The following is a 26,498-nucleotide window of genomic DNA, read 5'->3' on the forward strand; positions in this document are numbered from 1 at the left end:
GCGGCCTACTCGAAGACTTGCTTGAAGCGGCGCTCGGCCAGCTTGCTGCAACCCAGGATGATGATCAGATTGGCCACCAGCAGCAGCACGGCGATCGCCGCGCCGAGGGGCCAGTTGAGGGTGCCGAGGAACTCGTCGTAGGCGGCGGTGGCGACGACCTTGAGCCGGCGTCCGCCGATGATCGCCGGGGTGGCGAAGGCCGAGGCGGCCAGGGCGAAGACAATGATCGAGCCGGAGAGAATGCCCGGCATGATCTGCGGCACGATGATGCGCCGGAACACGGTCAGGCGCGATGCGCCCAGGGACAGACCGGCCCATTCGACTTGCAGGTCCAGACGCTGCAAGGTGGCCCATACCGCGATCACCATGAACGGCACCAGCACGTGGGTCAGGGCGATGATCACGCCCACCTGGGTGAACAGGATCTTCACCGGTTGGTCGGTGATGCCCAGGGCTTGCAAGGCATCATTGATCAAACCGTTGTTGCCCAGCAGAATCGCCCAGCCCAAGGTCCGTACCACCACTGAAATCAGCAGCGGACCCAGTACAACCAGCAGGAAGGTCGAACGCCAGCGCGGCGCCATGCGCGCGATGATGATGGTTTCCGGGACCCCAAGCGCGACGCACAGCAGCGTGACCGCCAGGGCCATGGCTCCGGTGCGCAGGAAGATCTCGTGGAAATAGTCGTCCTTGAAAACCTCGATGTAGTTGGCCAGGCTGTACACCGGCAGCACGCCCTCGGTGTCGCTGAACAGGTTCAGCGAGAGCAGTGCGGTCAGCAGCAACGGCGCCAGCAACAGGGCGATGAATACCAGCAAGGCAGGGCCGCTGAGCAGCCAGGGCGCTGCGCCAACGCGTTCGGCGTCATACCTGGCCATGGGTAGCCTCCCGATCGAGCAGACGCAGGTCGTCGTCCGACCAGTCCAGGCCGACTTCGTTGCCCTCGGCAGGCGGTACATGCCCCAGATTCGGCTGGGTCAGGTGGACCAGGCCAAAGTGGCTGTCCACGGCAAGCAACCACAGGTTGCCGAGGAACACCCGCAGGGCTATCCGACCGTTGATGCGGCCCAGGCCAGGTTCGGTCAGGCGGATTTTCTCGGGGCGGATGTACACATTGACGTCCAGCCCCAGCGAACGGTCCTCGTGGGGCACATGCAGCAGGGTGTCGCGCACCTGCACATGGCAGCAGCGCTCGTTGCGCAGCTGCACGGCACCGGCGAAGGCGTTGGTCTTGCCGAGGAAGGCCGACGCGAACGGCGAATGAGGTCGTTCATAGGCCTCGAAGGGCGTATCGATCTGCACGATGCGGCCGCGCTGCATGACAGCGATGCGGTCGCTCATGGTCATCGCCTCGACCTGATCATGGGTCACCAGAATGGTGGTAATACCCAGCTCGCGCTGGATCGCCCGCAGCTCGATGTGCATTTCTTCGCGCAGCTTGGCATCCAGGTTGGACATCGGTTCGTCGAGCAACAGCAGGTTGGGGCGAATCGCCAGAGCTCGGGCAATCGCCACCCGTTGGCGCTGGCCACCGGACAGGGCCTTGGGGTAGCGCTCACCCAGCCCGCCGAGCCGCACCAGTTCCAGTGCCTCGGCCACGCGCCTGGCGCGCTCGGCCCTGGCCATGCCACGCATTTCCAGGCCGAAGCTGATGTTCTGCGCCACCGTCATGTGCGGGAACAGCGCGTAGCTCTGGAAAACGATGCCCAGGCCACGATCTTCCGGACGGACGTGGGTGATGTCGCGGCCGTCGAGGACGATGCGCCCTTGAGTGGGCTGCACGAATCCAGCGATCGATTGCAGGGTCGTGGTCTTGCCACACCCGGAAGGACCGAGCAGGGCGACGAACTCACCGTGCTGAACTTCCAGGCTCAAACCGTCGATGGCCTTGAACGTACCGTAGTTCTTGACGAGGCCTTCCAGTGTCAAAAATGCCATGGCGTTGCCACGCAGGCGTGCGCCTGCGGCTCCAGGAAAGGGTCGGGAGAGATCGAACGGGGCGGGTGTATCAGCGTTCGACGGTACGGTTCCAGCGCGTGGTCCATTCGCTGCGCTGCTGGTTGATCGTCTCCCAATCGACCTTGATCAAGGCGCTGACCTTGTCCGGACCGTAGGGCATGCGCGCGGCAAGCTCGGGGCTCAACTGAACGGTCTTGTTGACCGGTGCGAAACCGTTCTCGCGGGCCTGAATGGCCTGAACCTCGGGCGACAGCACGTACTGGATGAAGGCCTGCGACAACGCCGGCTCGGCATTGGGTGTCACGCCGCAGGCGGCCAGCAGCAAGGCCACGCCGCCTTCCTTGGGATAGATGAACTTGAGAGGGAAGCCAGTGCCCTGCAGGGCCACGGCGCGGCCGCTGCCATAGACGGCCATGACTACGTCGCCATTTTGCATCATGCCGTCCATTTCCCCGGGTGCCGACACCCAAGCCAGAACGTTCGGGCCGATCTCGTCCTTGAGGGCCTTGAACCCGGGGTCGATGTTCTTCTCGCCGCCACCGCGCAGGCGGGCCATTTCCACCAGGGTGTGCAGGCCGTAGGTATTGGTCACCGGCGGCATGCCGAGCAATTGCTTGTAGCGAGGGTCAGCAAGGTCTTCCCAGGAATCGGGCGCCTCCCAGCCGCGCTTCTTGAAGGCTTCCTCGTTGTAGCCGATTCCGGTGGCGACCATGCCGATGCCGGTGGCTTGCGAACTGAGGCGGGCCAACGGGTAGAGCTCCTGGTAGACGGGCGCATCGCTGAGTTCGCCACACAGGCCCTGCTGCAGTGCCTGGTACATGGGGCCGTCGTCCATCATGGCGACGTTGATCTGCTGGCGGCCTTTCTGCGCTTGCAGCTTGGCCAGGGTTTCCGTGGAGTTGCCGGCCACGTAGACCACCTTGACATCGTGCAGCTTTTCGAACGCCGGAATGATCTTGCTCTTGTACATCTGTTCGGTCGAGCCGCCGACACCGGCGACATAGAGGGTAGGGGCGGCGTGGGCGCCGGTGCTGGTCAGCGCCGCGACAGCGAGGGCGACGCGCAGGACGGTGAGGCGAAAGGACGGTTGTTGGCTATTCACAGACTATCTCCGAAGTGCAGGGGGCAGATCGAACAATGCGTCGGTCGCTCCGGCGAACCGGGGCCACGCATGCGCTGTGCATGCTCCCGGCCGTAAGCCTCGCCGGGGTAACGCATCTTGGTGTGCGCTAGGTACTGCTGGGCTTGAGTATTGCGAGGGCGGCGGTATATGGTCAAATACGGATATCTGGCCTAGTCATGCATATTTGATATGGAGGCGTCAGTGAACCTGAGGCAGATCGAAGCGTTTCGCAGCGTGATGCGCATGGGCTCGATGACGGCGGCAGCCGATGTGCTGTACACCTCGCAACCCAATGTGAGCCGACTGATCGCGCAACTGGAGTTGAGTACCGGGCTGACCTTGTTCAAGCGCGCCGGGGTGAGACTGATCCCCACCCAGGAGGGAAGGGCGTTCTTTCAGGAGGTGGAGCGGGCGTTCGTCGGGCTCGACAGCCTCAAGCACTCGGCCAAGAACATTCGCAACCTGGGCACTGGACGGCTGCGCGTCGCGGCGGTGCCTTCCATGGGCATGAGCGTGATTCCGGAGGTGCTCAAGACCTTCACCTCGACCCGTCCGGAATTGACGGTGTCGCTGCACGTCAACTCGTCGCAGACCGTCGAGCAATGGGTGAAATCGCAATTCTGCGAGATCGGCATCGTGGTGCATCCGGGCGATGTGGTGAACCATCAGGTCGAGTTGTTGGCCGAAGTTCCGGCGGTCTGCGTATTGCCAGCGGCGCATCCACTGGCCCAGCGCGAGAGCATCACCTTCGGCGATCTGCACCAGCAGCCGTTTGTGTCGTTGTGCCACGGCGATGGCACTCGGGCCTTGGTTGACAGGTTGTTCGAGCAGGCCGGCGTCGAGCGAGTGATGGCGGTAGAAGCACAGTACGGCGCAATCAACTGCGAAATGGTCGCCCATGGCATGGGCATCACCTTGGTACACCCGTTGGTGGCCAGGGATTACCTGCACCGGGAGATCGTGGTGCGGCCATTTCGCCCGGACATTCTTTTGCCCACCTATGTGATCTGGCCGCACACGGAGAACCGTACCCTGCTGGCCGAGGATTTCATCGACACCTTGAAGGCGTATTTTCGCCAATTGACGAAATCCTTCTGACGCGCCGCCGCATCGGCATGGACCGACCCCCTGTAGCAGCGGCGCAAGCCGCGTCTGGGTCCTGCGTTTTTTCAGGCGCATCGCGTGTGACGCCGACGCGGCTTGCGCCGCTGCTACAGGGGAAAGTGAGTTACATCACCTGATCGGACAACGGAACGGCGTGGGCCATGTCTTCGCCGCGGGCCTGGGCCTTGTGCAGGGTGACCGGGATCGATTTGGCGGCCGGTACCTTGCTCTTGCTCGCGTAATGCCACAAGGGAATCAACGCGTTGCATTCGGGGTAGTAGGCGCCCGCACAATTGATCGGGATGTCGTAGGCAATGATCTGCATCGGTCCCACTTCGCGCCGCACTCCAGGCTCGATGGCGGTGCGGATGGTGACCCAGTCACCGGGATGGAAGCCCAGCCGAACGATGTCATTGCGGTTCAGGAAGATCACGCTGCGCGTGCCCTTGACGCCGCGGAAGCGGTCTTCGTAGCCATACACCGTGGTGTTGAATTGATCGTTGCTGCGCAGGGTCATCAGCTGCAATACATCGCGCTGATCACTGTTCTGCGAGATGTCGTCGTCTTCGTCCAGGGTCTTGGCCGTGACGAACTGAGCCTTGCCCGAGGGCGTGGTCCACTTGCGTTCGCAGGCACCCAGGGGGCGGTGGAAGCCACCGGGTTCCCACATCCGTTTTTCCATGTCATGGAAGATCTCCGGGTAGGTCTGGGCGATGGCCTCGCGCACGCGGGCATAGTCCTGACGCCACAGCTCCCACGGAATCTGCTCGCGACCACTGAGGGTCGCCTGGGCCAGGCCGGCGATGATCGCCAGCTCTGCGCGCAGGTGCTCGCTGGCAGGTTCCGCACGGCCTTCCCAGGCGCGGATGCAACCGGTGCTGTCCTCGGTGGTGTAGACCTGACGGCGACCGTCCTGCACGTCGCTTTCGATGCGACCCAGGCAGGGCAACAGCCAGCCATGCTGGCCCGGGAACAGGTGGGTGCGGTTGAGTTTGGTGGCAATCTGTACGTTCAGCGTCAGCTTGGCCCACGCGGGCTCGATGCGATCGGTGTCGGGGACGGCGCGCAGGAAGTTGCCGCCCAGGCCGATGAAGCCTTTCACCGTACCGGCTACGATGCCCTCGCAGGCGTCCACCGTGGCCATGCCTTTGTTCTTCGGCACCTGGATGCCGAACAGCGATTCGATCTTGTCCGCAGGGACCTTGGCCGGGTCCTCGGTGATGCCTACGGTCCGTTGCCCCTGCACGTTGGAATGCCCGCGCACAGGGCAGATGCCGGCGCCGGGCTTGCCGATGTTGCCGCGCAACAGCAGCAGGTTGACCAGCATCTGCACGTTCTGCACGCCATGCCGATGCTGGGTCAGGCCCATGCCGTAAATGATCATCACCCGCTCGCTGCGGGCATAGACGGTGGCGGCGGCTTCCAGTGCCGCGCGTTTGAGGCCGCTGCGTTCCTCCAGGGTGATCCACTCATGCTGGTCTACCTGAGCCAGGAACGCGTCCACGCCTTCGGTGTGTTCGGCGATGAAAGCGTGATCGATCACCGCCGGCCGACCCTCGGCCTGTGCCGCCCGATCCATGGCCAGCAGCGCCTTGGCAATGCCCATCACCGCCGCCGTGTCACCGCCGATGGCGACCTGGTGATATTGCGTGCTGATCACCGTGGAATCGGGGCCGAGCATTTCCACCGGCGATTGCGGATTGACGAAGCGCTCCAGGCCACGCTCGCGCAGCGGGTTGAAACTGATGATCGGCACCTGACGCTTGCGCGCTTCCTGCAACGGGTGAAGCATGCGCGGGCTGTTGCTGCCCACGTTCTGACCGAAGAAAAAGATGCAGTCGGTGCGTTCGAAATCATTCAGGGACACCGTGCCGACCGGCACGCCGATGCTTTCCTGCAAGCCGACCGAGGTGCTTTCATGGCACATGTTCGAACTGTCGGGCAGGTTGTTGGTGCCGTAGGCGCGCGCCAGCAGCTGGTACATGAACGAGGTTTCCAGGGAGGCACGCCCCGAGGCGTAGAAGATCACGCTGTCGGGTTCCAGCCCACGCAGTTGCTCACCGATCCCGCGGTACGCCTCTTCCCAGGTGGTGGTCACGTAGCGGTCGCGGGTCGCGTCATAGCGCATCGGGTGAGTGAGGCGGCCGTGGCGTTCGAGTTCGTAATCGCTCCAGGTCCGCAGCTCGGTCAGGCTGTGCTTGGCAAACAGTTCGGGACCGGTGCGCAATGCGGTCAGCTCCCAGGCGGTCGCCTTGGCGCCGTTCTCGCAGAATTCCAAGGCGTGCGGGTTGCCCGGCTTGGCCCAGGCGCAGCTGACACAGGCGAAGCCGTCGGGCTTGTTCTGCTTCAACAGTGCCGCAGGACCCTTGCCCAGCGCCTGTTGACGCCAGAGGATGTTCATCACCGAAAACGCCGATCCCCAGCCTCCAGAGGACGAGCTATAGGGCTGGTAGCGGGCTTTGGGATGAATGATCTGCATGGTCGTGGTCCTTGGCTATGGAAGCCCCGTGACGAGGGGCCTGCATTTACGACGGTGCAGGATCGGCAAAGGTTCGAAGCGCTTTATTCTCCGGCGTTATGCGGGCCTTCCCGCGGCTAGCGCAAACGACAGGGAACAGAGCGCATGGCTGGCGTCATGGCGGCGATTGCGCTAAAACCGATGGCATCCTTTGGCAAAGGCGTCTATTTTGAATGCAAAATACAATAAGCAAGGGAGAAACAGCATGACCAGCTCCGCCAAACGCCCTGTAAAGGTCCCGTTCACCGGCCCGGCACTGCTTGCAACGCCGTTGCTCAACAAGGGCACTGCCTTCACCGCTCAGGAACGCGATGTCCTGCATCTGCAAGGCCTGCTGCCGCAACAGATCGAAACCATCGACCAGCAATGCGAGCGCGCCTATCACCAGTTCCAGGCCTGTTCCACCGATCTGGAACGCCACGTGTTGCTGCGCTCGATCCAGGATTCCAACGAAACCCTGTTCTACCGCCTGGTCGATGACCACATCGACGAGATGCTGCCGATCATCTACACCCCGACCGTCGGCAAGGCCTGCCAGGAATTTTCACGCATCTACCGCAGCCATCGCGGCTTGTTCATCAGCATCGACGACGTCGAACGCATGGACGAGATTCTCAACAACGTGACCAAGGACAACGTCAAGGTCATCGTCGTCAGCGACTGTGAGCGCATCCTCGGCCTGGGCGACCAGGGCGTGGGCGGGATGGGCATCCCCATCGGCAAGCTCTCGCTGTACACCGCGTGTGGTGGCATCAGCCCGGCCTATACCTTGCCGGTGGTGCTGGACGTGGGCACCAACAACCCCGAGCGGCTGGCCGACCCGCTGTATTTCGGACGTCGCGAGGAACGAGTGCGCGGCGAGCGCTACGAAGCGTTCGTGCAGGCCTTTGTCGAAGGCGTGCAGCGCCGCTGGCCGGAAGCGATCCTGCAATTCGAGGATTTCGCCCTGAGCAATGCCATGCCCCTGCTGGAGCGTTTTCGCGATCAGCTGTGCTGCTTCAACGATGACATCCAAGGCACCGCCGCGGTCACCGTTGGCACCTTGCTGGCCGCGTGCAAGGTCAAAGGCCAGAAACTCTCCGAGCAAACCGTGGCCTTCGTCGGCGCCGGCTCTGCTGGCTGTGGCATCGCCGAGCAGATCATCACCGCCATGCAGCTGGAAGGCTTGAGCGACAGCGAGGCCCGCAGCCGGGTCTATCTGCTCAACAGCAAGGGGCTGCTGACCGATCGCCAGCCCGACCTCTACGACTTTCAGCAGCGCCTGGCCCACGACAGCCAGAGCCTGACGTCCTGGTCGTTCGCCGGACAGTGGCCAACCCTGCTGGAAGTGGTCAGCAACGCCAAGCCGAGCGTGCTGATCGGCGTCTCCGGCAAGGCCGGGCTGTTCACCGAAGAAGTGGTGAAGACGCTTTACCAGCATTGCTCCAAGCCGATCGTCATGCCGTTGTCCAACCCGACCTCGCAGATCGAAGCCCACCCCAAGGACATCCTGCAGTGGACCGAGGGCAATGCACTGGTGGCCACTGGCAGTCCGTTCCTGCCGATCGAGGTGCTGGGTCGTACCTTTCCCATCGCCCAGTGCAACAACTCCTACATCTTCCCCGGTGTCGGGTTGGGCGCCATTGCCAGTCGGGCCACGCGCATCACCGACGGCATGCTCATGGCTTCGGCCCAGGCGCTGGCCGACAGCGCGGCGCCAGGGCAGATGCTGCCACCGCTGCGCGACGTGCAGTCGGTCAGCAAGCGCATCGCCCTGGCCGTAGGCCTGGCCGCACAGAAGGATGGTGTGGCAGCGCCGATGGATGAAGCCGCACTGCGCGAAGCGATCGAGGTGCATTTCTGGAAGCCGGAATACCGCGCCTACGAACGCCAGCCGTTGTAACCGCCAGACTCAGGCCAGGTTGTGGCTCTTCATCCAGCCCAACCCGGCCTCGGTGCCGCTCAACGGTTTGTACTCGCAACCGACCCAGCCCTGGTAGCCGATCCGGTCCAGGTGCTGGAACAGGAATCGAAAGTTGATTTCCCCGGTGCCCGGTTCGTGCCGGCCGGGGTTGTCCGCCAGTTGCACGTGGCCGATCGCAGGCAGGTGCGCCTGCAGCGTGCGCGCCAGATCTCCCTCCATCACCTGCATGTGATAGATGTCGTATTGCAGAAACAGATTCTCGTGGCCCACCTGTTCCCGAATCGCCAGCGCTTGCTGGGTGCCAGTCAGATAGAAACCTGGCATGTCGCGGGTGTTGATCATTTCCATGACCAAGCGGATACCGTGAGCCGCCAGTGCCTCGCTGGCATAGCGCAGATTGTCGACCAGGGTCTGCTGCACCTGCTGCGGATCGCTGCCTGACGGCGCGATACCGGCCAGGCAATTGATTCGGGTATTGCCCAGCACCTTGGCGTACTCGATGGCCGTGGCCACGCCGGCGCGAAATTCCTCGCGGCGATCGGGCAAACAGGCAATGCCGCGCTCACCGTTGTCCCAGTCGCCAGGTGGCAGGTTGAACAGCACCTGGGTCAGGCCATGGTGTTGCAACCGTGCCTTGATCTCGGTGCTGTCGAATGCGTAGGGAAACAAGAACTCCACCCCGCGAAAGCCCGCCCGTGCAGCGAGGGCGAAACGGTCGAGAAAGGCATGTTCGGTGAACAGCATGGAAAGGTTGGCACACAAGCGCGGCATGGCAGGCTCCTTCTGTCAGGGAGCGCGGTGACCGTCCTGGCGTGTCACCGCGCACATCCGTGCCATCCTACGCCTACCTGGGCGTCAGCGGGTCATTTGGGCATCGCCACGGCGGTGGTGACGGGATTGGCCGGCAGGTCGTAGACGAACCGGTTCTGCGGGCGCATGCGGAACGAAAGCACCACACCGATGGCCAACAGCACGATGCTGACCATGAACGGCAGCTGCCAGTTGCCGAACTTGTCGATCAGCAGTCCGGCGGCCACCGGGCTGATGATCGCGGCCATGGCCGAGCCGGTGTTCATCATGCCGCTGGCGGTGCCGCAGTGGTCCGGCGCGATGTCCATGGGGATGGCCCACATCGGGCCGATGGTCATCTCGGAGAAGAAGAATGCAATGGCCAGGCAGGCCAGGGACACGTACATGTCGTGGGTGAACATCAGCGGCAGCAGCGCTACCAGGGTCAGGGACAGGCAGATGGCGACCATCAGGCTGCGGGCGCGGTTGAGGTTGCCGGTGCGCTTGTAGATGCGGTCGCTGACGATGCCGCCCAGGGTATCGCCCACCACGCCGCCGAAGAACACGGTGGAGGCGAAGATCGCAGTGTTCTTCAGGTCCAGGCCCATGTTCATGAAGTACATCGGCACCCAGCTCAGCAGCAGCCACAGGGTCCAGCCGTAGCAGAAGTAGACGATGGTGACCGGCGCCATGCGCCGGAACAGCCGTCCCCAGGGCAACTTGCGGGTGTTCTTGGGCTTGGGCGGAGGCAGGGCGGCGAGTTCCGCCTGGGTAATACGCGGGTGATCCTTGGGTTGCTCGGTGAACACCAGTGCCCACAGCACCACCCAGACAAAACTGATGCCGGCGCAGACGTAGAACGATTCGCGCCAGCCATACGCCGCCATCACGGCGACCATCGCTGCAGGTGCCAACGCATTGCCCAGGCGGGCGAAGGCGTGGGTGATGCCCTGGGCGAAACCGCGGTTCTCCTTGCCGACCCAGCGTGACATCGCTGCAGTGGCGGCAGGGAAGGTCGCGCCTTCGCCCAACCCCAGCAGGACCCGCGCCACCAGCAGCGAGACGAAGCCGCCTGCCATGCCGGTGAGCACCGTCGCGCTGGCCCAGATCAGCCCGCACACCACCAGGGTGCGCTTGGCGCCGAAACGGTCGCTGACCCAGCCGCCGATGATCTGGAACACCAGATACGGGTAGGCGAAGGCCGAGAAGACGATGCCGATTTCGGTCTTGCTGAGGTTGAATTCCTTGCCGAAACCGACCGCCGCGGTGCTGACGTTGACCCGGTCCAGGTAGGTGATGAAATACATGGCGCACAGCATGACGAGCACCACGGTAGTAGGGCGCAGATATAACCGCTTCATGTTCTATCTCCAGTTTCTTATTGTTTACGCCCGCAGGCGTTGAGTCGGGATAGTCAGTCGCATGAGCGCCAGCCAGGGACGGCGGCGCCGTTGATGTCATTCGCGGCGCAGCGGCACGTGTTGCCCGGCCAGGTAATCCATTGCCGCCAGTACGCCGCTGGCCTCAAGCTTCACCCCGGCCATCTGCAGGCCCATCTCGCACCCGCTCAGGGTTGCCATCAGGGTCAGGTCGTTGCAGTCGCCCAAGTGGCCGATGCGGAACATGCGCCCCTTGAGTTTGCCCAGACCGGTCCCCAGCGACATGTCGAAGCGCTCATAGATGGTCTTGCGCACCTGGTCTGCGTCGACGCCTTCAGGCGTCATGACCCCGGTGAGCACCGGACTGTAGACGCTGGGGTTGGCACACTGAATGGGCAGGCCCCAGGCCTGCACGGCGGTGCGACAGGCGTGCGCGAGGCGTTGGTGCCGGGCGAAGACATTGTCCAGGCCCTCGCCGAGGATCATGTCCAGCGCTTCGGACAATCCATAGAGCAGGTTGGTGTTAGGGGTGTAGGGCCAGTAACCGGTCTTGTTCATCTCGATGATTTCGTCCCAGGCCCAGAAGCTGCGGGGCAGTCCACCGCGCTGGCTGGCTTCGATGGCTTTGGGCGATAGGGCGTTGAAACTGATGCCCGGTGGCAGCATCAGGCCTTTCTGCGAGCCGGAAATGGTCACGTCCACGCCCCATTCGTCGTGGCGATAGTCGGCAGAGGCGAGGCCGGAAATAGTGTCCACGAGCAACAGCGCCGGATGGCTGGCGGCATCGATGGCCTGGCGCACGGCGGGAATATCTGAAGTCACGCCGGTGCTGGTTTCATTGTGGACCACGCACACCGCCTTGATCTGGTGCTCGCTGTCCTGTTCCAGGCGGGCCTGGATCATGTCGGCGCGTACACCACCGCGCCAGCCTTCGATGCCTGGCAGGCCGATGAACTCTGGCTTGAGCCCCAGACTGACGGCCATCTTCTGCCAGAGGCTGGCGAAATGACCGGTCTCGAACATCAACACCTGATCACCTGCGCTCAGGGTATTGCACAGCGCGGCCTCCCAGGCGCCCGTGCCCGAGGCAGGGTAGATGATCACCGGGTGGCGGGTCTTGAAGATCTGCTGGATGCCCGCGAGCACCTTGAGGCCGAGCTGGCCGAACTCGGGGCCGCGGTGATCGATGGTGGGGTAGCTCATGGCGCGAAGGATGCGGTCGGGCACCGGGCTGGGCCCGGGGATCTGCAGGAAGTGACGGCCGGCAGGATGGAAATCGAGCTTGAGCATGGGGTAATCCTTTTGTTGTTGTATTTTGAATGCAAAATTACATTAGCAGTTGGTCACCCTGTGTCAAACGGCTCGTTTGCGCTAATATCGAGTCGAATTCGTGCTTTTTAGAATAAGAAGAGCGCTGGTTGACCTGTCGATACAAGGAGTTTGCATGCAGTCTTCGTCAATGGCTTCAGCGCCCGCGCCTGCGTTGCAGTTGCCACGGGTAGAACGTCAACGCCTGCACGACACCGTGGTAGAGCACTTGCGTGGCTTTATCACCGAAGGCGTGCTGCCGCCCGGGACCAAGCTGAACGAGCGTGAGTTGTGTGAAACCCTGGGCATTTCCCGCACGCCGCTGCGCGAGGCGCTGAAAGTACTGGCCGGGGAGGGTTTGATCGAAATCAATCCAAACCGAGGGGCGAGTGTGGCGCGCATGAGCGAGCTGGAGATTCGCGAAGCGTTCGAGTTGATGAGCGGCCTGGAGGCGTTTGCCGGCGAGCTGGCGTGCGAGCGCATGACCGACGCGGAGCTCGACGAGATCAAGGCGCTGCACAACGCCATGGTGGTGAGCAAGAGCCAGCAGGATCTGGTCGGGTACTACCAGCGCAATCGCGCGATCCACGACCTGATCAGCCTGGCTTCGCGCAATTCCGCACTGCGTCAGATGTACCTCACGGTGAACCGCCGCCTGCAGGCGTTGCGATTCCTGTCCAATCAGCAGGCGCCCAAGTGGGACCGCGCCCTGCACGACCACGAACAGATGATCGAGGCCCTGCAGGCCCGCGATGGCAAGCGCCTGAGCGCCATCCTGCGTCAGCACCTGCTGGAGAAGCGGGACGCGATCATGTTGCTGGTACAGAGCAGCGACCGCTCTTGATCCAGACCCACCGCAGTGTCACCGGACGCGGCTCGCGCCGCTGCTACAGGAGCCGCGATCCAAGCGCAGATGCGGCGTCTTCGCCCGGTGTTCACGCCTGGTATCCGCGATACGCTCCTGGGTTCGGCGGCCTCGCCCGGCGATTCACGCCCGGTATCCGCGATACGCTCCTGGGTTCGGCGGCCTCGCCCGGCGATTCACACCCGGTATCCGCGATGCGCTCCTGGGTTCGGCGGCCTCGCCCGGCGATTCACACCCGATATCCGCCACCCCGCGCTCCTGTAGCAGCGGCGCGAGCCGCGTCGGCGGTCCACGCGGTCTCGGATGGCGGATACACCGGTCAACGCAGGGTCAGGGGAATGTTCAGCGCCTGGATGCGCCGAGCGGTATCGGCGCTGACTTCCCCGGCCACGAATGTCGACTCGCGGGTTGTGCCATTGCTGGATGGCACGGCTATATCCAACGCTGCCAAGGGCAGGCCTGCCAGGCTCTGCCAGCTCGACGGCCGCGGCGCCACGTAGCCATGGTAGTTGCTGCGAATCGCATCGGCGTCTTCCACTGGGGTGTCCTTGAACAGCGCCAGACCGCTCGGCAGCGTCAATTGCCCTGCCGCATTCACCGAAGCGGCATGGGTAGCCAGGCGCTTCGCCGTGATATCGATACTGCCTCCGGCCTTCATCGCGAAGCCATTATTGACTCGGTCGGTCACCCGCGCATCGGTTCCGCCGGCAACTGGCGCGAAATAGTACCCAGGCAGGTCGTTGTCCAACCATATGGTTTCATTGCGCGGGCCGGTCGGCGCCAGGCTACCGGTCAACTGAATGTCGGCGGCCGCCAACTTGATATCCCCTCCGGCATCCAGGTACGAACCGGCCACGTCGAGCATGCCACCGGCAGAAACGTGCAGGGAGCCCGCGCCACCGAGCGTGCTGCGTGCCTGAGACTCCCGGAAGCCTTTGCGGCTCCAGGCACCCGTTTGCGGCAGTTCACCCGGTACCGGCCCCCACTGCGGCCCGCTCAGGTTGAAACTCTGCTTTTCGTCGGCGCTGCTGATCCACACATTGTCCTCGGCATTGACGATGACAGCCTTGCCGCCCAGCAGATGTGAACCGCTGACCGATACGCTACCCTCGCGGAAGGTCGAGCGGCGTGCCCGTATTGCCAGCGTGTCCGTAGCCTGAACGAAACTGGCGACGTTGCTCTGCGCGCTACGATCAAAACTGCGCTGAAACTGCTGTGCTGCCGGTCTCGCCCCTTCGATGCGAGCGTCTTCGCTGCCACCTTCGATGGCCACGGTGCCGTCGAATTGCAAACGAACGTCTTTCGCCGAAAGCTGACTGCCGACGATGCGAATTTCCGTGCCATGCAGCGACAGGCTGGCGTTGGGGGCCTGCAGCTGCGATGGTCGCTGATACCGGCGCTCCTGCAGCGCCTCGTGGGCGAGCGTGTCCGTCAGGCTGACCCGGCGGGCGCCGGTTCCCTGGGTGAGCGTACGTTTGAAATCCAGACTGCCGATGTGGGTAGCCCCCGCGCCGCCTATATCCATCGAGTGGGTCGCATTGATCGTGGCGCCCAGCAATGTGGCCGTAGGCAGGCTGACCGTACCACCTTCAATGTGCGTAGCCTGAGCGGTTTCAGTGTAGGTGGAGGCGCTGTCATCGGAGCCATCGAGGGAAGGCACCCGCACCGTACGCCACGACTGGTCCATCTTGGCCCCGAGCTGCACGCCGCCCCGAACGGTGTAGAGTCCGACATTTTCCGGCCCGTCGATGCGGGTAGCTGCCATCTCGATACCGCTGCGGCCGTCCAGGCGTACGTTGCGCGTTGCGGTCAACCGGTTACCGATATGGGTCAAGCTGCGTTCGGTGATCTGTGCGTCCGATTCTCCAGCTGCGAGGGTGAACCAATGTTCATCGGCGCTGGCCTGGCGCTGCGTTTCGGTCTGGTTGCTCAATGCATCCAGCTTCAGCAGCCCGCGGGACCGTGCGTCAATGTTCTGTGCATCGATCGCCACGGACGTGAGTGACATGTCACCACCCGCTGAGAGCACGAGGTCCTGTTCGCCGGCGTCGATCGCCGCCTGCCCATACTGTCCTTGGTTGACCACACTGGAACCGATGGACAATGCCCCGGCCGAACTGATCTCGATACCTTTGTCACCGCGCAGTCGCGTGATGCCCATGTTCAAGCCGACACCCTGGTCGGTGCTGACGATCTTGATGCGCCTGGCATGCATGGCGCCCAGCAGGCTGGCATCCACCGCCGCGGATGACCGAGCAACGGCTTCGGTGGACAGAGAACGTGCGTCGACCAAGTGATTACCCAGCAGCAAGGTCAAGTCGCCGCCCGCAGTAATGGCCCCGGTTTTCTGCACGGTAGGAGCGATCAGACGCACCGATCCGGTCCCGACATCCAGGCCGTTCTGGCCAACCACCAGGCGGTGTTCGGCGGGGGACTGCGAACGTGTATCGTACTGGCTGATCACGCCATCGCTGAACGCGGGCGTCCCGACCACATAGGTTGCCGTGTGGGCCGAGTCCAGCGTCATGCGTGCGCCGTTGAGTTCGATGCCGTTGGGGTTGCTCAAGACGTAGTCCGCCGCCTGACCGAAGATGACCTGCGAGCCGGCAATGGTGGAGCCGCGGGTGCCCACCACCTCATTGAGGATGGTGCTGGCGGCGACGTCAGCGAACTGCCGATTGGCGCTAATATCCAGGGCGACACCGTCGAGCTGTACTTGCCCAGCCGCCAGGCTGTTGTTCAGCACCAGACCGGCTGTACCGACGTTGTAGTCCTGCCAGCGGTTGTGGGAAAGACCTTGCGTATTGGGCGCGACGATATCGACGACCGGTACGCCGGCCTGGTTGCCGAGAATGGCCGTGCCCATTGGGCCATCAGCTGCAATCAGCTCGCTGGCCGAGGCTGAGCCGAGGGTAGTCAGCAGGACCGCCGAGACGGCCAGCCCGAGTCCGTGTCGAGTGAAGGATTGGGTAGAAAAAGCTGCTTGTTGCACGATGATGCTCCTCTCTGGGGGCTATGAGTTGGCAGGGCGGATGGACGAATCCGCCGCAGGCCACTCTAGAGAGGTGTGAGGCATGGCAATGAGTGTAGGAACGATCCTTGTAGTGTAGGACGTATCTGTCAGGCGCGATGTCAGAGGGCTGTCTTACCTGTCTTACCTGTCTTACCTGTCTTCAAGGCAACAATAGCGGTCAAGACGGTATGGCGTCCTCAGTCAACCGAGGCTGAACTCGACCCGCTCGGGTATGCGCTTCATCAATACCCGACCAGCGCGAATCGATACCCGCGCCTTGGCCTGCTGGCGTACCGCTTCGTAGTCGTTCTGCGCACCCAGAATCACCAGATTCGCCGGACGTCCCACGGCAATGCCGTAGCGCTCGCCCAGGTTCAGCGCGCGGGCGCTGTTGTCGGTGACCAGGTCGAGCGAACGTTGCAGGTCCTCGAAACCCATCATGTGACAAATATGCAGACCGGCATCCAGCACCCGCAGGATGTTGCCGTTGCCCAGCGGGTACCAGGGGTCCTTGATGGAGTCCTGACCGAAGCACACGTTCATGCCGGCCCGGTCCAGCTCGGCCACGCGGGTCACGCCGCGGCGCTTGGGAAACGTATCGAAGCGACCCTGCAAGTGAATGCTCTCGGTCGGGCACGACACGAAGCTGATGCCCGACTGCTTGAGGAGGCGGAACAGTTTCGAGCAATAGGCGTTGTCATAGGAGCCCATCGCGGTGGTGTGGCTGGCAGTGACGCGGCTACCCATGCCGCGCACCCGGGCCTGCTCGGCGAGCACTTCGAGAAACCGCGAATGCGGATCATCGGTCTCGTCGCAATGCACGTCCACCAGGCAGCCGGTGCGCTCGGCCAGATCCATGAGAAAACCGATGGAGCTAACGCCTTGCTCTCGGGTGTTTTCGAAGTGCGGAATGCCGCCGACCACATCGGCGCCCATGGCCACCGCGCGCTCCATCAGTTCGCGGCCGTCGGGGTAGGATTCGATGCCTTCCTGAGGAAAGGCCACGATCTGCAGATCGATCAGGTGGCGCGCTTCCTCGCGTACTTCGAGCATGGCCTTGAGCGCGCCCAGGGTAGGGTCGGTAACGTCGATGTGCGTGCGCACATGCTGGATGCCGTGCTCGGCGAGCATGCCGATGGTAGTCAAGGCACGCTGTTTGGTGTCTTCGTGGGTGATGCTGGCCTTGCGCTGGCCCCAGCGCTCTATGCCTTCGAACAGCGTGCCGCTCATGTTCCACTGCGGATCACCGGCGGTGAGGGTGGCGTCCAGATGAATGTGCGGCTCGACCAATGGAGCGATCAGCAGATTTCCCTGCGCATCGATGTCATCCCCTTGGGCTGTCACCGTGTCCCCTTGCGCCTGGATCGAGGCAATGACGGCGCCCTCGCAGGTGACAGTGTGCAATCCATCGGTCTTGCGCAACCGGGCGTTGATGATCTTCATGGGGAATCCTTCTTTCTGGGTGCCGAGGGGCCATGTTGCCATATTTGTCTCCGGCGCTTGGAAAACCTTCAGGCGGGCGGGGTGAACAGCTCCCGGCGTGCGCCCTCGGTGATCGCCACGATGCCGGGATGCTTGACCTTGCGCTCGACCGAAATCACGTAGAACGACTCGGTGACCGCTTCGGTCTGCCCGATCAAGCGGACGCGATACTGCGTCATGATTTCATCGGCGATGACGCTAGGCGCAATGAAGATCCCGCTGCCGGATTGGCCGAAGGCCTGCATCAAGGCGCTGTCGTCGAATTCCCCGACCACTCGCGGCAGCAGGCCCTGGTCGCCGAACCAGCGCATCAGGCGGCTGCGCAACACGCTTTCCTGACCGGGAATGAGCAGCGGCGCCCCGTGCAGGCATTGCGGGAAATCCCCGCCATGGCGAGCAGCCAACTGCTCGGTGGCGAAGAAACTGATGCCGCACTCACCCAGCTTCTGGCTGTAGCCCTTGATGTCCAGATGCGAAGGCATGGGGCTGTCGGAGATGACCATGTCCAGGCGCTGGATTGCCAGGTCGGCCAGCAAGCGTTCCAGCTTGTCTTCGCGGCAGGTGATGCGCAGGGGTTCGCTCAGTTCCATGGTCGGTGCGATCAGTCGGTAGACGATCGACTTGGGCACCACGTCGGCCACGCCCACACGGAAGGGGATCTGCTCCTCATCGGGCTGAGTGCGCAGCACCGCTTCCAGTTCACCGGCCATCTGGAACATGCGTTCGGCATAGGGGAGGGCCTGACGACCGGCCTCGGTCAGCTCAAGATGTCTGCCAACACGCCGAAACAATTTCACGCAGAACGTTTCTTCGAGCAGGCTGATCTGACCGCTAATGGTTTGTGCGGTGAGGTTGAGTTGCTCACTGGCGCGCACGATGCTTCCAGTGCGCGCGACAACCCAGAAATAGTGAAGCTGACGATAGTTGAGCACGGGCACCTACACTTCGTAAAAAACGAAGTGTAGCTGGTAAAAATACGAATTTTCCAGAACTGTTCATCTCTCTAGAATGCCTCGCTAGCAAAGAGCCAGTATTTGGGGCTCGCTACTGTGCGCGGCACCGGCCGAGCCTCTCCAGACATTCAGCAAACCGTGATAAGGGCAGGAACGATACATGGAATACCTACTGGAACTGGCTTCAAGCCCCACCGCCTGGGTGGCGTTGATAACCCTGGTGATCATGGAAGTCGTACTCGGTATCGATAACCTGATCTTTATCTCCATCCTGACCAACAAGCTGCCCAAGGAAATACAGGCCAAGGCCCGTCGTATCGGTATCAGCATGGCGCTGATCCTGCGCCTGGGTCTGCTGAGCACCGTGGCCTATATCGTCCAGCTGACCGAGCCGGTGTTCTCCGTGTTCGATCACTGGTTCTCGTGGAAAGACGTGATCCTGATCGCCGGTGGTCTGTTCCTGTTGTGGAAAGCGACCAAGGAAATCCACCACACCGTGGACCCTGTCGAGCAGGAAGAAGCCAAGATCGGCGACAAGGTCAGCCTGAGCTTCGCTTCGGCGATCGGTCAGATCCTGGTGCTGGACCTGGTATTCTCCATCGACAGCATCATCACCGCCGTGGGCATGACCGAGCACTTGCCGATCATGATCATCGCCGTGGTCAGCGCCGTCGTGGTGATGTTGCTGGCTGCCGAACCTTTGGCCAAGTTCATCAATGACAACCCTACGGTCGTCATGCTGGCCCTGGGCTTCCTGATCATGATCGGCATGACGCTGATTGCAGAAGGCTTCGGTGCCCATGTACCCAAGGGCTACATCTACGCAGCCATGGCGTTCTCGGCCACCATCGAAGGCTTGAACATGCTGTCGCGCAGGGCCAAGCAGCGCAAGCTGGCGGCCAATCGCGAGGTGTAAGCGAGGTGGACAAAGCGAGGGGGCATGGATGCCCCCTTTTTTTTCGCCTGGTACTTTGTGCGGGTTGATTCAGATGTGTTGCGGGGTGCTGGTGCGGCGCAGCGTTACAGCGGCTTTTGGCTTGAGGTGTTGCCGGACCTGCGGCTCATGGTGCTGATGGCGACGCGCGATGCGCAGTACGCCCCAGAGCATGGCAGCCGCCACGGCCATCCAGCCGGCGATCAGGCTGAAGATTATCATTGCAAGGCTCATCACTACCTCCATTGCTTTCGCGTCTTCTCGGTCACGTAATAGATGACCCTGAGGGTTTGCGAGCGTTTCAACCTATTGACGAAAGGTCATTTGCGTGAATCGATCTTGCTCCCAAACAATGGATCAGCGGGCTGCTATACCGCGGGCCGCGGGAAACCTATGATGGCCGTTCGCGCGGCACGTTGTGCGCCGCCCCGTCCCGAGGAACACGATGTTGCGCAAATCGAACGTCCTGCTCAGGCTGCTGTTGGCCAGCAGCCTGATGGCAGGCATGGCTGGCTGTGCCACCAACAATGGACCGGCATTGCCGGGTCTGGCGGACCGGGTGGAGCTCAACGGCGTACCGTTCTATCGCGGTAACGCCAACCAGAGCGGTTCGATGGTGCTGGCCAGCATGCTCTCGCAACAAGGCATTACCATTACACCCGGGCTACTCGACCCGGCATTGAAACTGCCCGGCGAAACGGATCGCCTGCAACAGAACATTACCCAGGTGGCCCGTGAATATGGGCTGTTGGTATATCCGCTCGATCCGCAGTTGAACGCATTGCTGGCTCAAGTGGCCGCAGGCAATCCCGTGTTGCTGCGCTACAGCGAAGGCTCGTTCCTGTGGTCCCAACCTCGCTACGCCTTGCTGGTGGGCTACGACCGGTTCAAGCGGCACGTGCTGCTGCGCTCGGGGATGAACCGGCGTCTGCCGATGGATTTCGACAGCTTTGCGTCCGCGTGGAAGAGTGCAGGATCTTGGGCCATCCTGATTCAGCAGCCCAACCAGCTGCCGGCACAGGTCGACCGCCAGCGCTGGCTCGACGCCGCCCGCGAAACCGCCGCAGCCGGCCAGGAACCCGCCGCCGCTCGCGCTCGCAAGGCCATTGGCCCGTAACCGCATACCACGCTTGAGGCCGCGGCAGTCATGCCGAAGGACCGCACCCACCCCGACGCGGCTCGCGCCGCTGCTACAGGGGAATCCTGAGAATTCGGACGCTGCGTCGGCGGCACTCGCGGTGTGCCTGGATGAACGCGTCGAACCCGGATGAGGCTCGCGCCGCTGCTACAGGGGAATCAACTGCAATCCTGTAGCAGCTGCGCAAGCTGCGTCGGCGGCACTTGCGGTGCGCCTGGATGAACGCGTCCGGGTCAGAATCCCAGACGGTCGCGCAGGCTGTAGTACCAGGCGCCCAGCTGGGTCAAGGGTGCGCCCAGGGCGCGGCCGCCGGGGAAGGGGTAATGGGGCAGGTCGGCAAACGCGTCGAAGCGCTCGGCCTGGCCGCTCAGGGCCTCGGCGAGCACCTTGCCCGCAAGATGGGTGTATGTCACACCATGCCCGCTGCAGCCTTGAGAGTAATAGATATTGTCGCCCAGGCGGCCCATCTGCGGCAGGCGCGACAAGGTCAGCAGAAAGTTGCCTGTCCAGGCGTAGTCGATCTTAACCTACGCCAGCTGCGGGAACGCCTTGAGCATCTTCGGCCGAATGATCGCCTCGATGTTGGCCGGATCTCGCGCGCCATACACCACGCCACCGCCGAAGATCAGACGCTTGTCGGCTGTCAGGCGATAGTAGTCGAGCAGGTAGTTGCAGTCCTCCACGCAGTAGTCCTGCGGCAGCAGACTGCGCGCCAGATCCTCGCCCAAGGGCTCGGTTGCAATGACCTGGGTACCGCAAGGCATGGACTTGGCCGCCAGCTCCGGCACCAGGTCGCCCAGATAGGCGTTGCCGGCGACGATAACGAACTTGGCCCGCACCTTGCCTTGAGCGGTATGGACCACCGGGCTTGGGCCGCGCTCGATGCGTATGGCGGGCGATTGCTCATGAATGCGGCCGCCCAGCGACTCGACTGCCGCCGCTTCGCCCAAGGCCAGGTTCAGCGGATGGATATGACCGCCACTGACATCGAGCAGACCGCCTACGTACTGTTCGCAATCCACGACTTGGCGGATGCGCTTCTCGTCCAGCAGTTCCAGCTGGGTGTGGCCGTAGCGCTCCCACAAACGCTGCTGGGCCTCCAGGTGCTTGAGCTGCTTGGCGGTAAGCGCCGCGAACACACCGCCATTCTTCAGATCGCAGTTGATACTGTAGCGGGTCACCCGTTCACGGATGATCCGTGCACCCTCGAAGGCCATGTCGCCCAGCAGCCGCGCCTGATCAGCGCCGACGCTGCGCTCGATCACATCCAGATCCCGGCTGTAACTGTTGACGATCTGGCCGCCGTTGCGTCCCGAAGCGCCGAAACCGACCTTGGCCGCTTCCAGCACGCAAACGCTGAAACCCCGCTCGAGCAGAAACAGCGCACTGGACAATCCGGTGTAGCCCGCGCCGATGATGCACACATCCGCTTCGACTTCGCCTTGAAGGGCAGGGCGGGGCGGCGCCGCGTTGGCGGAAGCGGCATAGAAGGACGGTGGATACTGCATGCTGGACATCCGGCAACCTCGGCTCGGTGGAATTCGCCTGTGCCCGGATGCTATCGCAGTTGCCTGCGCCTCACCAGCGGACCGGATTGGTACGCGCTGAAAATAATTCCGCATTTCATAGGCTTAGCGCAAAAAAATGAGTTGACAGGCAGCTTCGATTCCGTAGAATGCCGCCTCACAGCAGGCACGTAGCTCAGTTGGTTAGAGCACCACCTTGACATGGTGGGGGTCGTTGGTTCGAGTCCAATCGCGCCTACCAAACAAAATCCGCTCTGCTGGGCGGTATGAAAGGGCGATCCGAAAGGGTCGCCCTTTTTTGTGCTCAACCATCGGAAAGTTGCCGGAGGCGTTCCACCAAGGCTTCGAGTTGAGCGCCGCGCATTTCAATCTCGGCGAGCAAGTCGCCAAGCTCCGCGTTTGTTTCTGGTCGATCCAGGCAGCGCCGGACATCGGCCAAGGCGCCGGTGTACGCCTGCTGATGCTGGTGAAGGCGCATCAGGTGCAGCGCCAATAGTTCTTGCTGGAACATCGCGGCCACCTTCGTGCAGTGTTACGGCAGCCTACCAATGCACGGCACTGGATGTCGCGGATTCAATTCAACGGCCGCCATTGCACATCGCGCAGCCCTCGACGTTCGACGTGGCGGCGCAACTGCTCAGCATGTTCCCCCGCATTGGTGCCGCCATAGACCAGCCCGATTCCCGAGTGCAAGGCCGCGTAGTACCAGGCATCGGCGTCGCTCATGTGCGTGTCTCGCTGTTGAAAGCGCCGGGACTCACCGTTGAGTACATAGCGAATCTCGTAATCCGTGAACCGGCTTGTCATATAATGCTCCCGCTTTACCGGGCATCAGACATGCAGGCCATTGGCCAGTTCCGTCATGATGGCACAAAACTACTATCGATCAGACCGGGTTATCGGGAAGGCGATGGAGACGATGGACAGGACGTCGAACGCAGGCGGTTCGAGCTGGGCAAGGATGCTTGAGAATGATGAACAAATGGATCGCATGCATGGCGCTGGTAGTGCTGTTGGCCACTGCCGGCTGGTTCGCCATGGTGATCGACCTGGAAGGGTTGACCTACAGCCGCCATGGCGAATTACCGGATCGTCGGTAAGCGTTCAGCTGGGCTCGGTGGAGGCATCGGCGCCATCGATGTCCGGATCGTCCGGAAGCACTTCGGGCTCGCCGTCATCGGCATCGTTGAGCGCGGCGCCATCGCTGGTCAGGTCATCTGCCAGCGGATCAGCCTCGGCCTGGCCGATCAGCGGGATTGGGTCGATATCGGTATTCATGGCATGCCTCGCACGTTGACGGTGGGTTCATGCATTCGAGGCGTGCGCGAGGCGGCAGGTTCTGTTCGATCCGTGACCGTCGGTCATGTCAGGGTTCGACTTCGTTGAATTCGCAGTAATCCTCCCAGCTCAGGCCGAGTGCATCGGCCACTTCCTGATGCACCTCCAGACGCATGGCCTTGAGTTCTTCCGGACTTTCAGCAATCAATTGCAGCGCCAGCTCCCAGGGTTCCAGCCCCTGCGCCTGAGCTTCGTCCTCGAACGCCCACTGCACCTGTTCTGCCTGCTCGCGGGCGTTCAGCACCTGAATCTCTTCGCGCAATTCGGGATGTGCATCGAGGAATATCGCCAATGCGGCTTGGTTGCGGTCTTCTTTGGCGATCATGTCTAGGCCCTGCTGATTGTTGGAAATAAAGAGACATGATGCCATGGCGCCGCCGGCCCGTCAGCGACGGTCAACGGGTGGGCGGGCGCGGGAAGGGCGGATGGTGATAAAATCTGCGCCTCGAATTCTGGAGGTAGACGCGTGCGCAAGTTGATGATGGTGATGGCAGTGCTGACGTTGGCCGGGTGCGGCACGGCGTTCGAAAAAGCCCACGAGGCGGTCTCGCAGTTGTTGGAGAACCCCAAGACGGCGCGTTTCACCAATGTGCGCACCACCGACCAGGGCAACTACTGTGGCCAGGTGAAGGGTAAGGACGCCCAAGGCGTCTACGGACCTTACCGCAGCTACGCGGCGATTCCCCATGGCGACCAGTTCGAGGTCGTCATCGACAATGACGGCAACGATCCGCGCGTGCGCGAGGTGTGCGGCAGTGCCGAGGAGCTGCTGCCGCCAGTGGATGTCGCCGAGCAGCAGGGGCAACAATGGGAGGTGCGTATCGTTTCTGGCCGCAACATGGGCTCGGTGACCGACATGGCCGCCCGGCTGGTAGAAAATGGTTTCGTCGCCAGCTTCGTCCAGCATGACGGCGAGACCATCGTCTATCTGGGGCCATTCGACAGCAAAGCCGAAGCTGAAAAGGAGCGGGCACGTCTGATGGGGTCGCGCGGAATCGAGTCGGTGGTGATGCCGTTCAGCAAGGCGGACAAGCCCTGAAACCAGTGTGCACTTCAGGGCCGCGGCGTCAGCCGCAGGCCTTGAGGTCCACCGGCCCGACGAACGCATTGCCATGCCCCATCACACAGGCCACCTGCTGGTTGCGCTGGCGCTCCCAGACCTGCACCGGATAGGTCTTGTCCCACGCCTGGTACAGCTGGGTGTCCTGGCGTGAAAGACGCAGCCCGTACTGCTTGCTCATGTACAGATAGGTGCGCGCGATCATGCCGCGGATCGACGGTCGGGGCATGACCTTTTTCGCCTTGAAGTCGACCTGGGTCAGGCACGAACCGTATTGCCCGCGCTGTTCGGGCAGCCAGCCGAAGCTGAAATTGTTCCGGTCGCCGTTCACTTCGCCGATGCTCGGCACCAGGTTGTGCAAGTCGGCCTCGGCGGTCTGGTAGACCTTGTCATTGCGGGTGCAGTTCTTGCGCCCTCCGTTTTGCCAGCATTGGCGCTGGTGGCCGATCTGCCAGGCGGGCACGATGTGTTCCCATTCGATACGCGCGGCGCGGTTGGCATTCTTGCGCGGGACATAACCGCAGGCGGCAAGGTCCACGCGGTTGCCGCTGTACTTGCAGCCGCAATAGAACTCCGTGGATTGTGGCGCGTACAGCTTCCAGGCGATCTTCTTGGCTTCGCTGAAGGTACGCGGAGCATCGGCGTGGACGGTGAAACTGAACAGCATCAAACTGACGAACAGACTGCGAACCATCATTGAATCAATCTTCCTTCGGTACAACCCAGAAAATCTGCACGCCACCGTCGTCGCGGTGGGCAAGGGTGACGTTGTCGTTCTCGGCGATTTCTTCGAGCATTTGCGCCCAGTCATCTTCGCTCTCGTGTTCGAGCCGAAAGATGAGAGCCGCACGGGATTTCTGCGCGGTGGGCGAGTTGATGATCTTCTGGATGCGCACGCCTAGACGTTCATAGGCGCTCGGCGCGGCGGGGGTGGCAGTGGTCACGACGCGTTTCCTTGATGGGCTGTACGTGCGTACAGTATTTGACTGTAAGACGTTTCGCAATAGCCCTGGATAAATAGCGGGTTTCTGACAGCGGATTCGCGATTTTTCTTCCATGTTTACGAAAAAACTTGAATCCGATCAGAGACATCCGACAAGTCGCGTCGAATCGAAAGTCCCGGCAGTGATATCGTTATTCGATAACGATATTTAAAATTCCGTTCTTATACCTCTACAGTTCGGCCATTCACTCGTACTCAATAGCCAGAGTCGGAGCACAACATGGCCCTCGCCCTTACAGAAATCCCTCGTCAGTCCTTCGAGATCCGTCCGTTGGCCGGCCATGTCGGGGCCGAAATCATCGGTCTGGATTTGCGCCTGCCGCTCAACGACCAGGATTTCGCCAGCATCCACCGGGCCCACCTCGATCATCACGTCGTGGTCTTTCGCGACCAGCGCATCACGCCCCAGCAGCAGATCGACTTCAGCCGCCGTTTCGGTGTGCTTCAGATCCATGTGCTCAAGCAGTTTCTGCTGGCCGGGCATCCAGAGATTCTCATCGTTTCCAACATCGTCGAGAACGGCCAGCCGGTAGGGCTGGGTGACGCGGGCAAGTATTGGCATTCGGACCTGTCGTACAAAGAGCTGCCCAGCCTGGGCTCCATGCTGCATGCGCAGGAGTTGCCCAGCGAGGGCGGCGACACCCTGTTCGCCGACATGCATCGAGCCTGGGACACTCTTCCGTCAGCCTTGCGCGCGGCGGTCGAAGGCAGGCAGGCCGTGCACTCGTACACCGCGCGCTACAGCGAGGGCAAGAATGCGGCCAACTGGCGGCCGACCTTGACGGCAGAGCAGCTGGCTCAGGTGGTGACCGTGACCCATCCGGTGGTCCGTACCCATCCGGAAAACGGCCGCAAGGCCCTGTTCGTCAGTGAAGGGTTCACCACCCACATCGTCGGCCTTCCGGAAGACGAAAGCCGTGATCTGCTGCAGCAGCTCTATGCCCACAGCGTGCGCGAAGACAACGTCTATCGGCATCAATGGCAAGCCCACGACATGGTCTTCTGGGACAACCGCTCGTTGATTCACCTCGCGGCCGGCTGCCCGGACCACCTGCGGCGCAAGCTGTACCGCACCACCATCCAGGGCGATGCGCCGTTTTGAT

25 protein-coding genes, 1 tRNA gene and 1 pseudogene are annotated in these 26,498 nt (G+C 62.3%); 9 read left to right on the forward strand and 18 right to left on the reverse strand.

Features of this window, described 5'->3' with window-relative positions:
* Positions 1-5 precede the first annotated feature (5 nt).
* The 3 genes from AC788_RS05315 to AC788_RS05325 all read right to left on the reverse strand — a co-directional run bounded on the left by AC788_RS05315 (position 6) and on the right by AC788_RS05325 (position 3,061).
* Entirely contained in the window at positions 6-878 is an 873-nt protein-coding gene (locus AC788_RS05315; RefSeq protein WP_049859552.1) for an ABC transporter permease, read from the reverse strand.
* Positions 865-1,938: an ABC transporter ATP-binding protein gene (locus AC788_RS05320; RefSeq protein WP_049859553.1), complete on the reverse strand. Its 1,074-nt coding sequence runs from the start codon at positions 1,936-1,938 to the stop codon at positions 865-867. The genes AC788_RS05315 and AC788_RS05320 overlap by 14 nt, the downstream gene beginning before the upstream one ends.
* 70 nt (positions 1,939-2,008) lie before the next feature.
* Complete coding sequence (locus AC788_RS05325) at positions 2,009-3,061, reverse strand: ABC transporter substrate-binding protein (RefSeq protein WP_049859554.1); 1,053 nt, start codon at positions 3,059-3,061, stop codon at positions 2,009-2,011.
* 222 nt (positions 3,062-3,283) lie between these two features.
* Here AC788_RS05325 and AC788_RS05330 point away from each other — a divergent pair, with 222 nt between their 5' ends.
* Entirely contained in the window at positions 3,284-4,180 is an 897-nt protein-coding gene (locus tag AC788_RS05330) for a LysR substrate-binding domain-containing protein (RefSeq protein WP_049859555.1), read from the forward strand.
* 130 nt (positions 4,181-4,310) lie between these two features.
* On the opposite strand, the gene AC788_RS05335 is transcribed toward AC788_RS05330, so the two are convergent.
* Positions 4,311-6,665: an FdhF/YdeP family oxidoreductase gene (locus tag AC788_RS05335; protein ID WP_049859556.1), complete on the reverse strand. Its 2,355-nt coding sequence runs from the start codon at positions 6,663-6,665 to the stop codon at positions 4,311-4,313.
* A gap of 244 nt (positions 6,666-6,909) precedes the next feature.
* On the opposite strand from AC788_RS05335, the gene AC788_RS05340 reads away from it, so the two are divergent.
* Positions 6,910-8,586, forward strand: a complete 1,677-nt coding sequence (locus AC788_RS05340) for an NAD-dependent malic enzyme (RefSeq protein ID WP_049859557.1) — start codon at positions 6,910-6,912, stop codon at positions 8,584-8,586.
* A 9-nt stretch (positions 8,587-8,595) separates the two neighbouring features.
* Here AC788_RS05340 and hyi read toward each other — a convergent pair whose 3' ends face one another.
* The 3 genes from hyi to AC788_RS05355 form a co-directional block, all read right to left on the reverse strand.
* A complete protein-coding gene (gene hyi, locus AC788_RS05345; RefSeq protein WP_049859558.1) occupies positions 8,596-9,378 on the reverse strand; it encodes a hydroxypyruvate isomerase in 783 nt (260 codons plus the stop codon).
* 92 nt (positions 9,379-9,470) lie between these two features.
* Positions 9,471-10,757: an MFS transporter gene (locus tag AC788_RS05350; protein WP_049859559.1), complete on the reverse strand. Its 1,287-nt coding sequence runs from the start codon at positions 10,755-10,757 to the stop codon at positions 9,471-9,473.
* 96 nt (positions 10,758-10,853) lie between these two features.
* Positions 10,854-12,065, reverse strand: coding sequence for a pyridoxal-phosphate-dependent aminotransferase family protein (locus AC788_RS05355; RefSeq protein WP_049859560.1), 1,212 nt, complete (start codon positions 12,063-12,065; stop codon positions 10,854-10,856).
* A 154-nt stretch (positions 12,066-12,219) separates the two neighbouring features.
* On the opposite strand from AC788_RS05355, the gene AC788_RS05360 reads away from it, so the two are divergent.
* Positions 12,220-12,927 carry a GntR family transcriptional regulator gene (locus AC788_RS05360; RefSeq protein WP_049859561.1) on the forward strand — a complete coding sequence of 236 codons (708 nt, stop codon included), beginning with the start codon at positions 12,220-12,222 and terminating at the stop codon, positions 12,925-12,927.
* A gap of 340 nt (positions 12,928-13,267) precedes the next feature.
* Here the strand turns inward: AC788_RS05360 and AC788_RS05365 are convergent, their stop codons facing one another.
* The 3 genes from AC788_RS05365 to nhaR form a co-directional block, all read right to left on the reverse strand.
* Entirely contained in the window at positions 13,268-15,940 is a 2,673-nt protein-coding gene (locus AC788_RS05365; RefSeq protein WP_152965706.1) for a two-partner secretion domain-containing protein, read from the reverse strand.
* A gap of 222 nt (positions 15,941-16,162) precedes the next feature.
* A complete protein-coding gene (gene codA / locus AC788_RS05370) occupies positions 16,163-17,404 on the reverse strand; it encodes a cytosine deaminase (RefSeq protein WP_049859563.1) in 1,242 nt (413 codons plus the stop codon).
* Between the two features lie 68 nt (positions 17,405-17,472).
* Positions 17,473-18,375 (reverse strand): transcriptional activator NhaR, encoded by a 903-nt coding sequence (gene nhaR, locus AC788_RS05375; protein WP_049859821.1) that lies wholly within the window; start codon positions 18,373-18,375, stop codon positions 17,473-17,475.
* A 181-nt stretch (positions 18,376-18,556) separates the two neighbouring features.
* On the opposite strand from nhaR, the gene AC788_RS05380 reads away from it, so the two are divergent.
* On the forward strand, positions 18,557-19,312 hold the full coding sequence (locus AC788_RS05380) for a TerC family protein (protein WP_049859564.1): 756 nt from the start codon (positions 18,557-18,559) through the stop codon (positions 19,310-19,312).
* 69 nt (positions 19,313-19,381) lie between these two features.
* On the opposite strand, the gene AC788_RS21780 is transcribed toward AC788_RS05380, so the two are convergent.
* On the reverse strand, positions 19,382-19,564 hold the full coding sequence (locus tag AC788_RS21780) for a hypothetical protein (protein WP_049859565.1): 183 nt from the start codon (positions 19,562-19,564) through the stop codon (positions 19,382-19,384).
* Positions 19,565-19,775: 211 nt separating this feature from the next.
* Here AC788_RS21780 and AC788_RS05390 point away from each other — a divergent pair, with 211 nt between their 5' ends.
* Positions 19,776-20,447, forward strand: a complete 672-nt coding sequence (locus tag AC788_RS05390) for a hypothetical protein (protein WP_049859566.1) — start codon at positions 19,776-19,778, stop codon at positions 20,445-20,447.
* A 254-nt stretch (positions 20,448-20,701) separates the two neighbouring features.
* Here AC788_RS05390 and AC788_RS05395 read toward each other — a convergent pair.
* Positions 20,702-21,985: pseudogene (locus AC788_RS05395) on the reverse strand (NAD(P)/FAD-dependent oxidoreductase).
* Between the two features lie 173 nt (positions 21,986-22,158).
* Between AC788_RS05395 and AC788_RS05400 the strand changes: the two are divergent.
* Positions 22,159-22,235 (forward strand) — tRNA-Val (locus AC788_RS05400).
* Positions 22,236-22,298: 63 nt separating this feature from the next.
* Here the strand turns inward: AC788_RS05400 and AC788_RS21585 are convergent.
* Both AC788_RS21585 and AC788_RS21245 read right to left on the reverse strand, forming a co-directional pair.
* On the reverse strand, positions 22,299-22,505 hold the full coding sequence (locus tag AC788_RS21585) for a hypothetical protein (RefSeq protein WP_152965707.1): 207 nt from the start codon (positions 22,503-22,505) through the stop codon (positions 22,299-22,301).
* Between the two features lie 62 nt (positions 22,506-22,567).
* Positions 22,568-22,801, reverse strand: coding sequence for a DUF6555 family protein (locus tag AC788_RS21245; protein ID WP_056842728.1), 234 nt, complete (start codon positions 22,799-22,801; stop codon positions 22,568-22,570).
* Between the two features lie 164 nt (positions 22,802-22,965).
* Here AC788_RS21245 and AC788_RS22040 point away from each other — a divergent pair, with 164 nt between their 5' ends.
* Positions 22,966-23,094 (forward strand): hypothetical protein, encoded by a 129-nt coding sequence (locus tag AC788_RS22040; RefSeq protein WP_269082565.1) that lies wholly within the window; start codon positions 22,966-22,968, stop codon positions 23,092-23,094.
* A gap of 4 nt (positions 23,095-23,098) precedes the next feature.
* Here AC788_RS22040 and AC788_RS21735 read toward each other — a convergent pair whose 3' ends face one another.
* Together AC788_RS21735 and AC788_RS05410 are read right to left on the reverse strand one after the other, a co-directional pair.
* The gene (locus AC788_RS21735) at positions 23,099-23,272 is read right to left on the reverse strand and encodes a hypothetical protein (RefSeq protein WP_161804287.1); all 174 of its coding nucleotides are present in this window, start codon (positions 23,270-23,272) and stop codon (positions 23,099-23,101) included.
* A gap of 88 nt (positions 23,273-23,360) precedes the next feature.
* Complete coding sequence (locus tag AC788_RS05410; protein ID WP_049859568.1) at positions 23,361-23,657, reverse strand: DUF6388 family protein; 297 nt, start codon at positions 23,655-23,657, stop codon at positions 23,361-23,363.
* Between the two features lie 141 nt (positions 23,658-23,798).
* Between AC788_RS05410 and AC788_RS05415 the strand changes: the two genes are divergently transcribed.
* On the forward strand, positions 23,799-24,371 hold the full coding sequence (locus AC788_RS05415; RefSeq protein ID WP_049859569.1) for an SPOR domain-containing protein: 573 nt from the start codon (positions 23,799-23,801) through the stop codon (positions 24,369-24,371).
* Between the two features lie 28 nt (positions 24,372-24,399).
* Here AC788_RS05415 and AC788_RS05420 read toward each other — a convergent pair whose 3' ends face one another.
* Both AC788_RS05420 and AC788_RS05425 read right to left on the reverse strand, forming a co-directional pair.
* The gene (locus tag AC788_RS05420) at positions 24,400-25,089 is read right to left on the reverse strand and encodes an endonuclease (protein WP_049859570.1); all 690 of its coding nucleotides are present in this window, start codon (positions 25,087-25,089) and stop codon (positions 24,400-24,402) included.
* A 4-nt stretch (positions 25,090-25,093) separates the two neighbouring features.
* The gene (locus AC788_RS05425; RefSeq protein ID WP_049859571.1) at positions 25,094-25,336 is read right to left on the reverse strand and encodes a DUF1654 domain-containing protein; all 243 of its coding nucleotides are present in this window, start codon (positions 25,334-25,336) and stop codon (positions 25,094-25,096) included.
* Positions 25,337-25,615: 279 nt separating this feature from the next.
* Between AC788_RS05425 and AC788_RS05430 the strand changes: the two genes are divergently transcribed.
* Complete coding sequence (locus AC788_RS05430; RefSeq protein ID WP_049859572.1) at positions 25,616-26,497, forward strand: TauD/TfdA dioxygenase family protein; 882 nt, start codon at positions 25,616-25,618, stop codon at positions 26,495-26,497.
* Position 26,498: the final 1 nt, after the last annotated feature.

The organism is Pseudomonas sp. RIT-PI-a (assembly GCF_001187875.1).
In the GTDB taxonomy this organism is placed as follows: Bacteria; Pseudomonadota; Gammaproteobacteria; order Pseudomonadales; family Pseudomonadaceae; genus Aquipseudomonas; species Aquipseudomonas coleopterorum.

Bases quoted from the DNA above. Each gene is read 5' to 3' on its own strand.
- AC788_RS21780 (WP_049859565.1), bottom strand. From the start codon at position 19,564: ATGAGCCTTGCAATGATAATCTTCAGCCTGATCGCCGGCTGGATGGCC.
- codA (WP_049859563.1), bottom strand. From the start codon at position 17,404: ATGAAGATCATCAACGCCCGGTTGCGCAAGACCGATGGATTGCACACT.
- AC788_RS05390 (WP_049859566.1), top strand. From the start codon at position 19,776: ATGTTGCGCAAATCGAACGTCCTGCTCAGGCTGCTGTTGGCCAGCAGC.
- AC788_RS21585 (WP_152965707.1), bottom strand. From the start codon at position 22,505: ATGTTCCAGCAAGAACTATTGGCGCTGCACCTGATGCGCCTTCACCAG.
- AC788_RS05315 (WP_049859552.1), bottom strand. From the start codon at position 878: ATGGCCAGGTATGACGCCGAACGCGTTGGCGCAGCGCCCTGGCTGCTC.
- AC788_RS05320 (WP_049859553.1), bottom strand. From the start codon at position 1,938: ATGGCATTTTTGACACTGGAAGGCCTCGTCAAGAACTACGGTACGTTC.
- AC788_RS05335 (WP_049859556.1), bottom strand. From the start codon at position 6,665: ATGCAGATCATTCATCCCAAAGCCCGCTACCAGCCCTATAGCTCGTCC.
- AC788_RS22040 (WP_269082565.1), top strand. From the start codon at position 22,966: ATGATGAACAAATGGATCGCATGCATGGCGCTGGTAGTGCTGTTGGCC.
- hyi (WP_049859558.1), bottom strand. From the start codon at position 9,378: ATGCCGCGCTTGTGTGCCAACCTTTCCATGCTGTTCACCGAACATGCC.
- AC788_RS05410 (WP_049859568.1), bottom strand. From the start codon at position 23,657: ATGATCGCCAAAGAAGACCGCAACCAAGCCGCATTGGCGATATTCCTC.
- AC788_RS05430 (WP_049859572.1), top strand. From the start codon at position 25,616: ATGGCCCTCGCCCTTACAGAAATCCCTCGTCAGTCCTTCGAGATCCGT.
- AC788_RS21245 (WP_056842728.1), bottom strand. From the start codon at position 22,801: ATGACAAGCCGGTTCACGGATTACGAGATTCGCTATGTACTCAACGGT.
- AC788_RS05350 (WP_049859559.1), bottom strand. From the start codon at position 10,757: ATGAAGCGGTTATATCTGCGCCCTACTACCGTGGTGCTCGTCATGCTG.
- AC788_RS05380 (WP_049859564.1), top strand. From the start codon at position 18,557: ATGGAATACCTACTGGAACTGGCTTCAAGCCCCACCGCCTGGGTGGCG.
- AC788_RS05340 (WP_049859557.1), top strand. From the start codon at position 6,910: ATGACCAGCTCCGCCAAACGCCCTGTAAAGGTCCCGTTCACCGGCCCG.
- AC788_RS05360 (WP_049859561.1), top strand. From the start codon at position 12,220: ATGCAGTCTTCGTCAATGGCTTCAGCGCCCGCGCCTGCGTTGCAGTTG.
- AC788_RS21735 (WP_161804287.1), bottom strand. From the start codon at position 23,272: ATGAATACCGATATCGACCCAATCCCGCTGATCGGCCAGGCCGAGGCT.
- AC788_RS05355 (WP_049859560.1), bottom strand. From the start codon at position 12,065: ATGCTCAAGCTCGATTTCCATCCTGCCGGCCGTCACTTCCTGCAGATC.
- AC788_RS05420 (WP_049859570.1), bottom strand. From the start codon at position 25,089: ATGATGGTTCGCAGTCTGTTCGTCAGTTTGATGCTGTTCAGTTTCACC.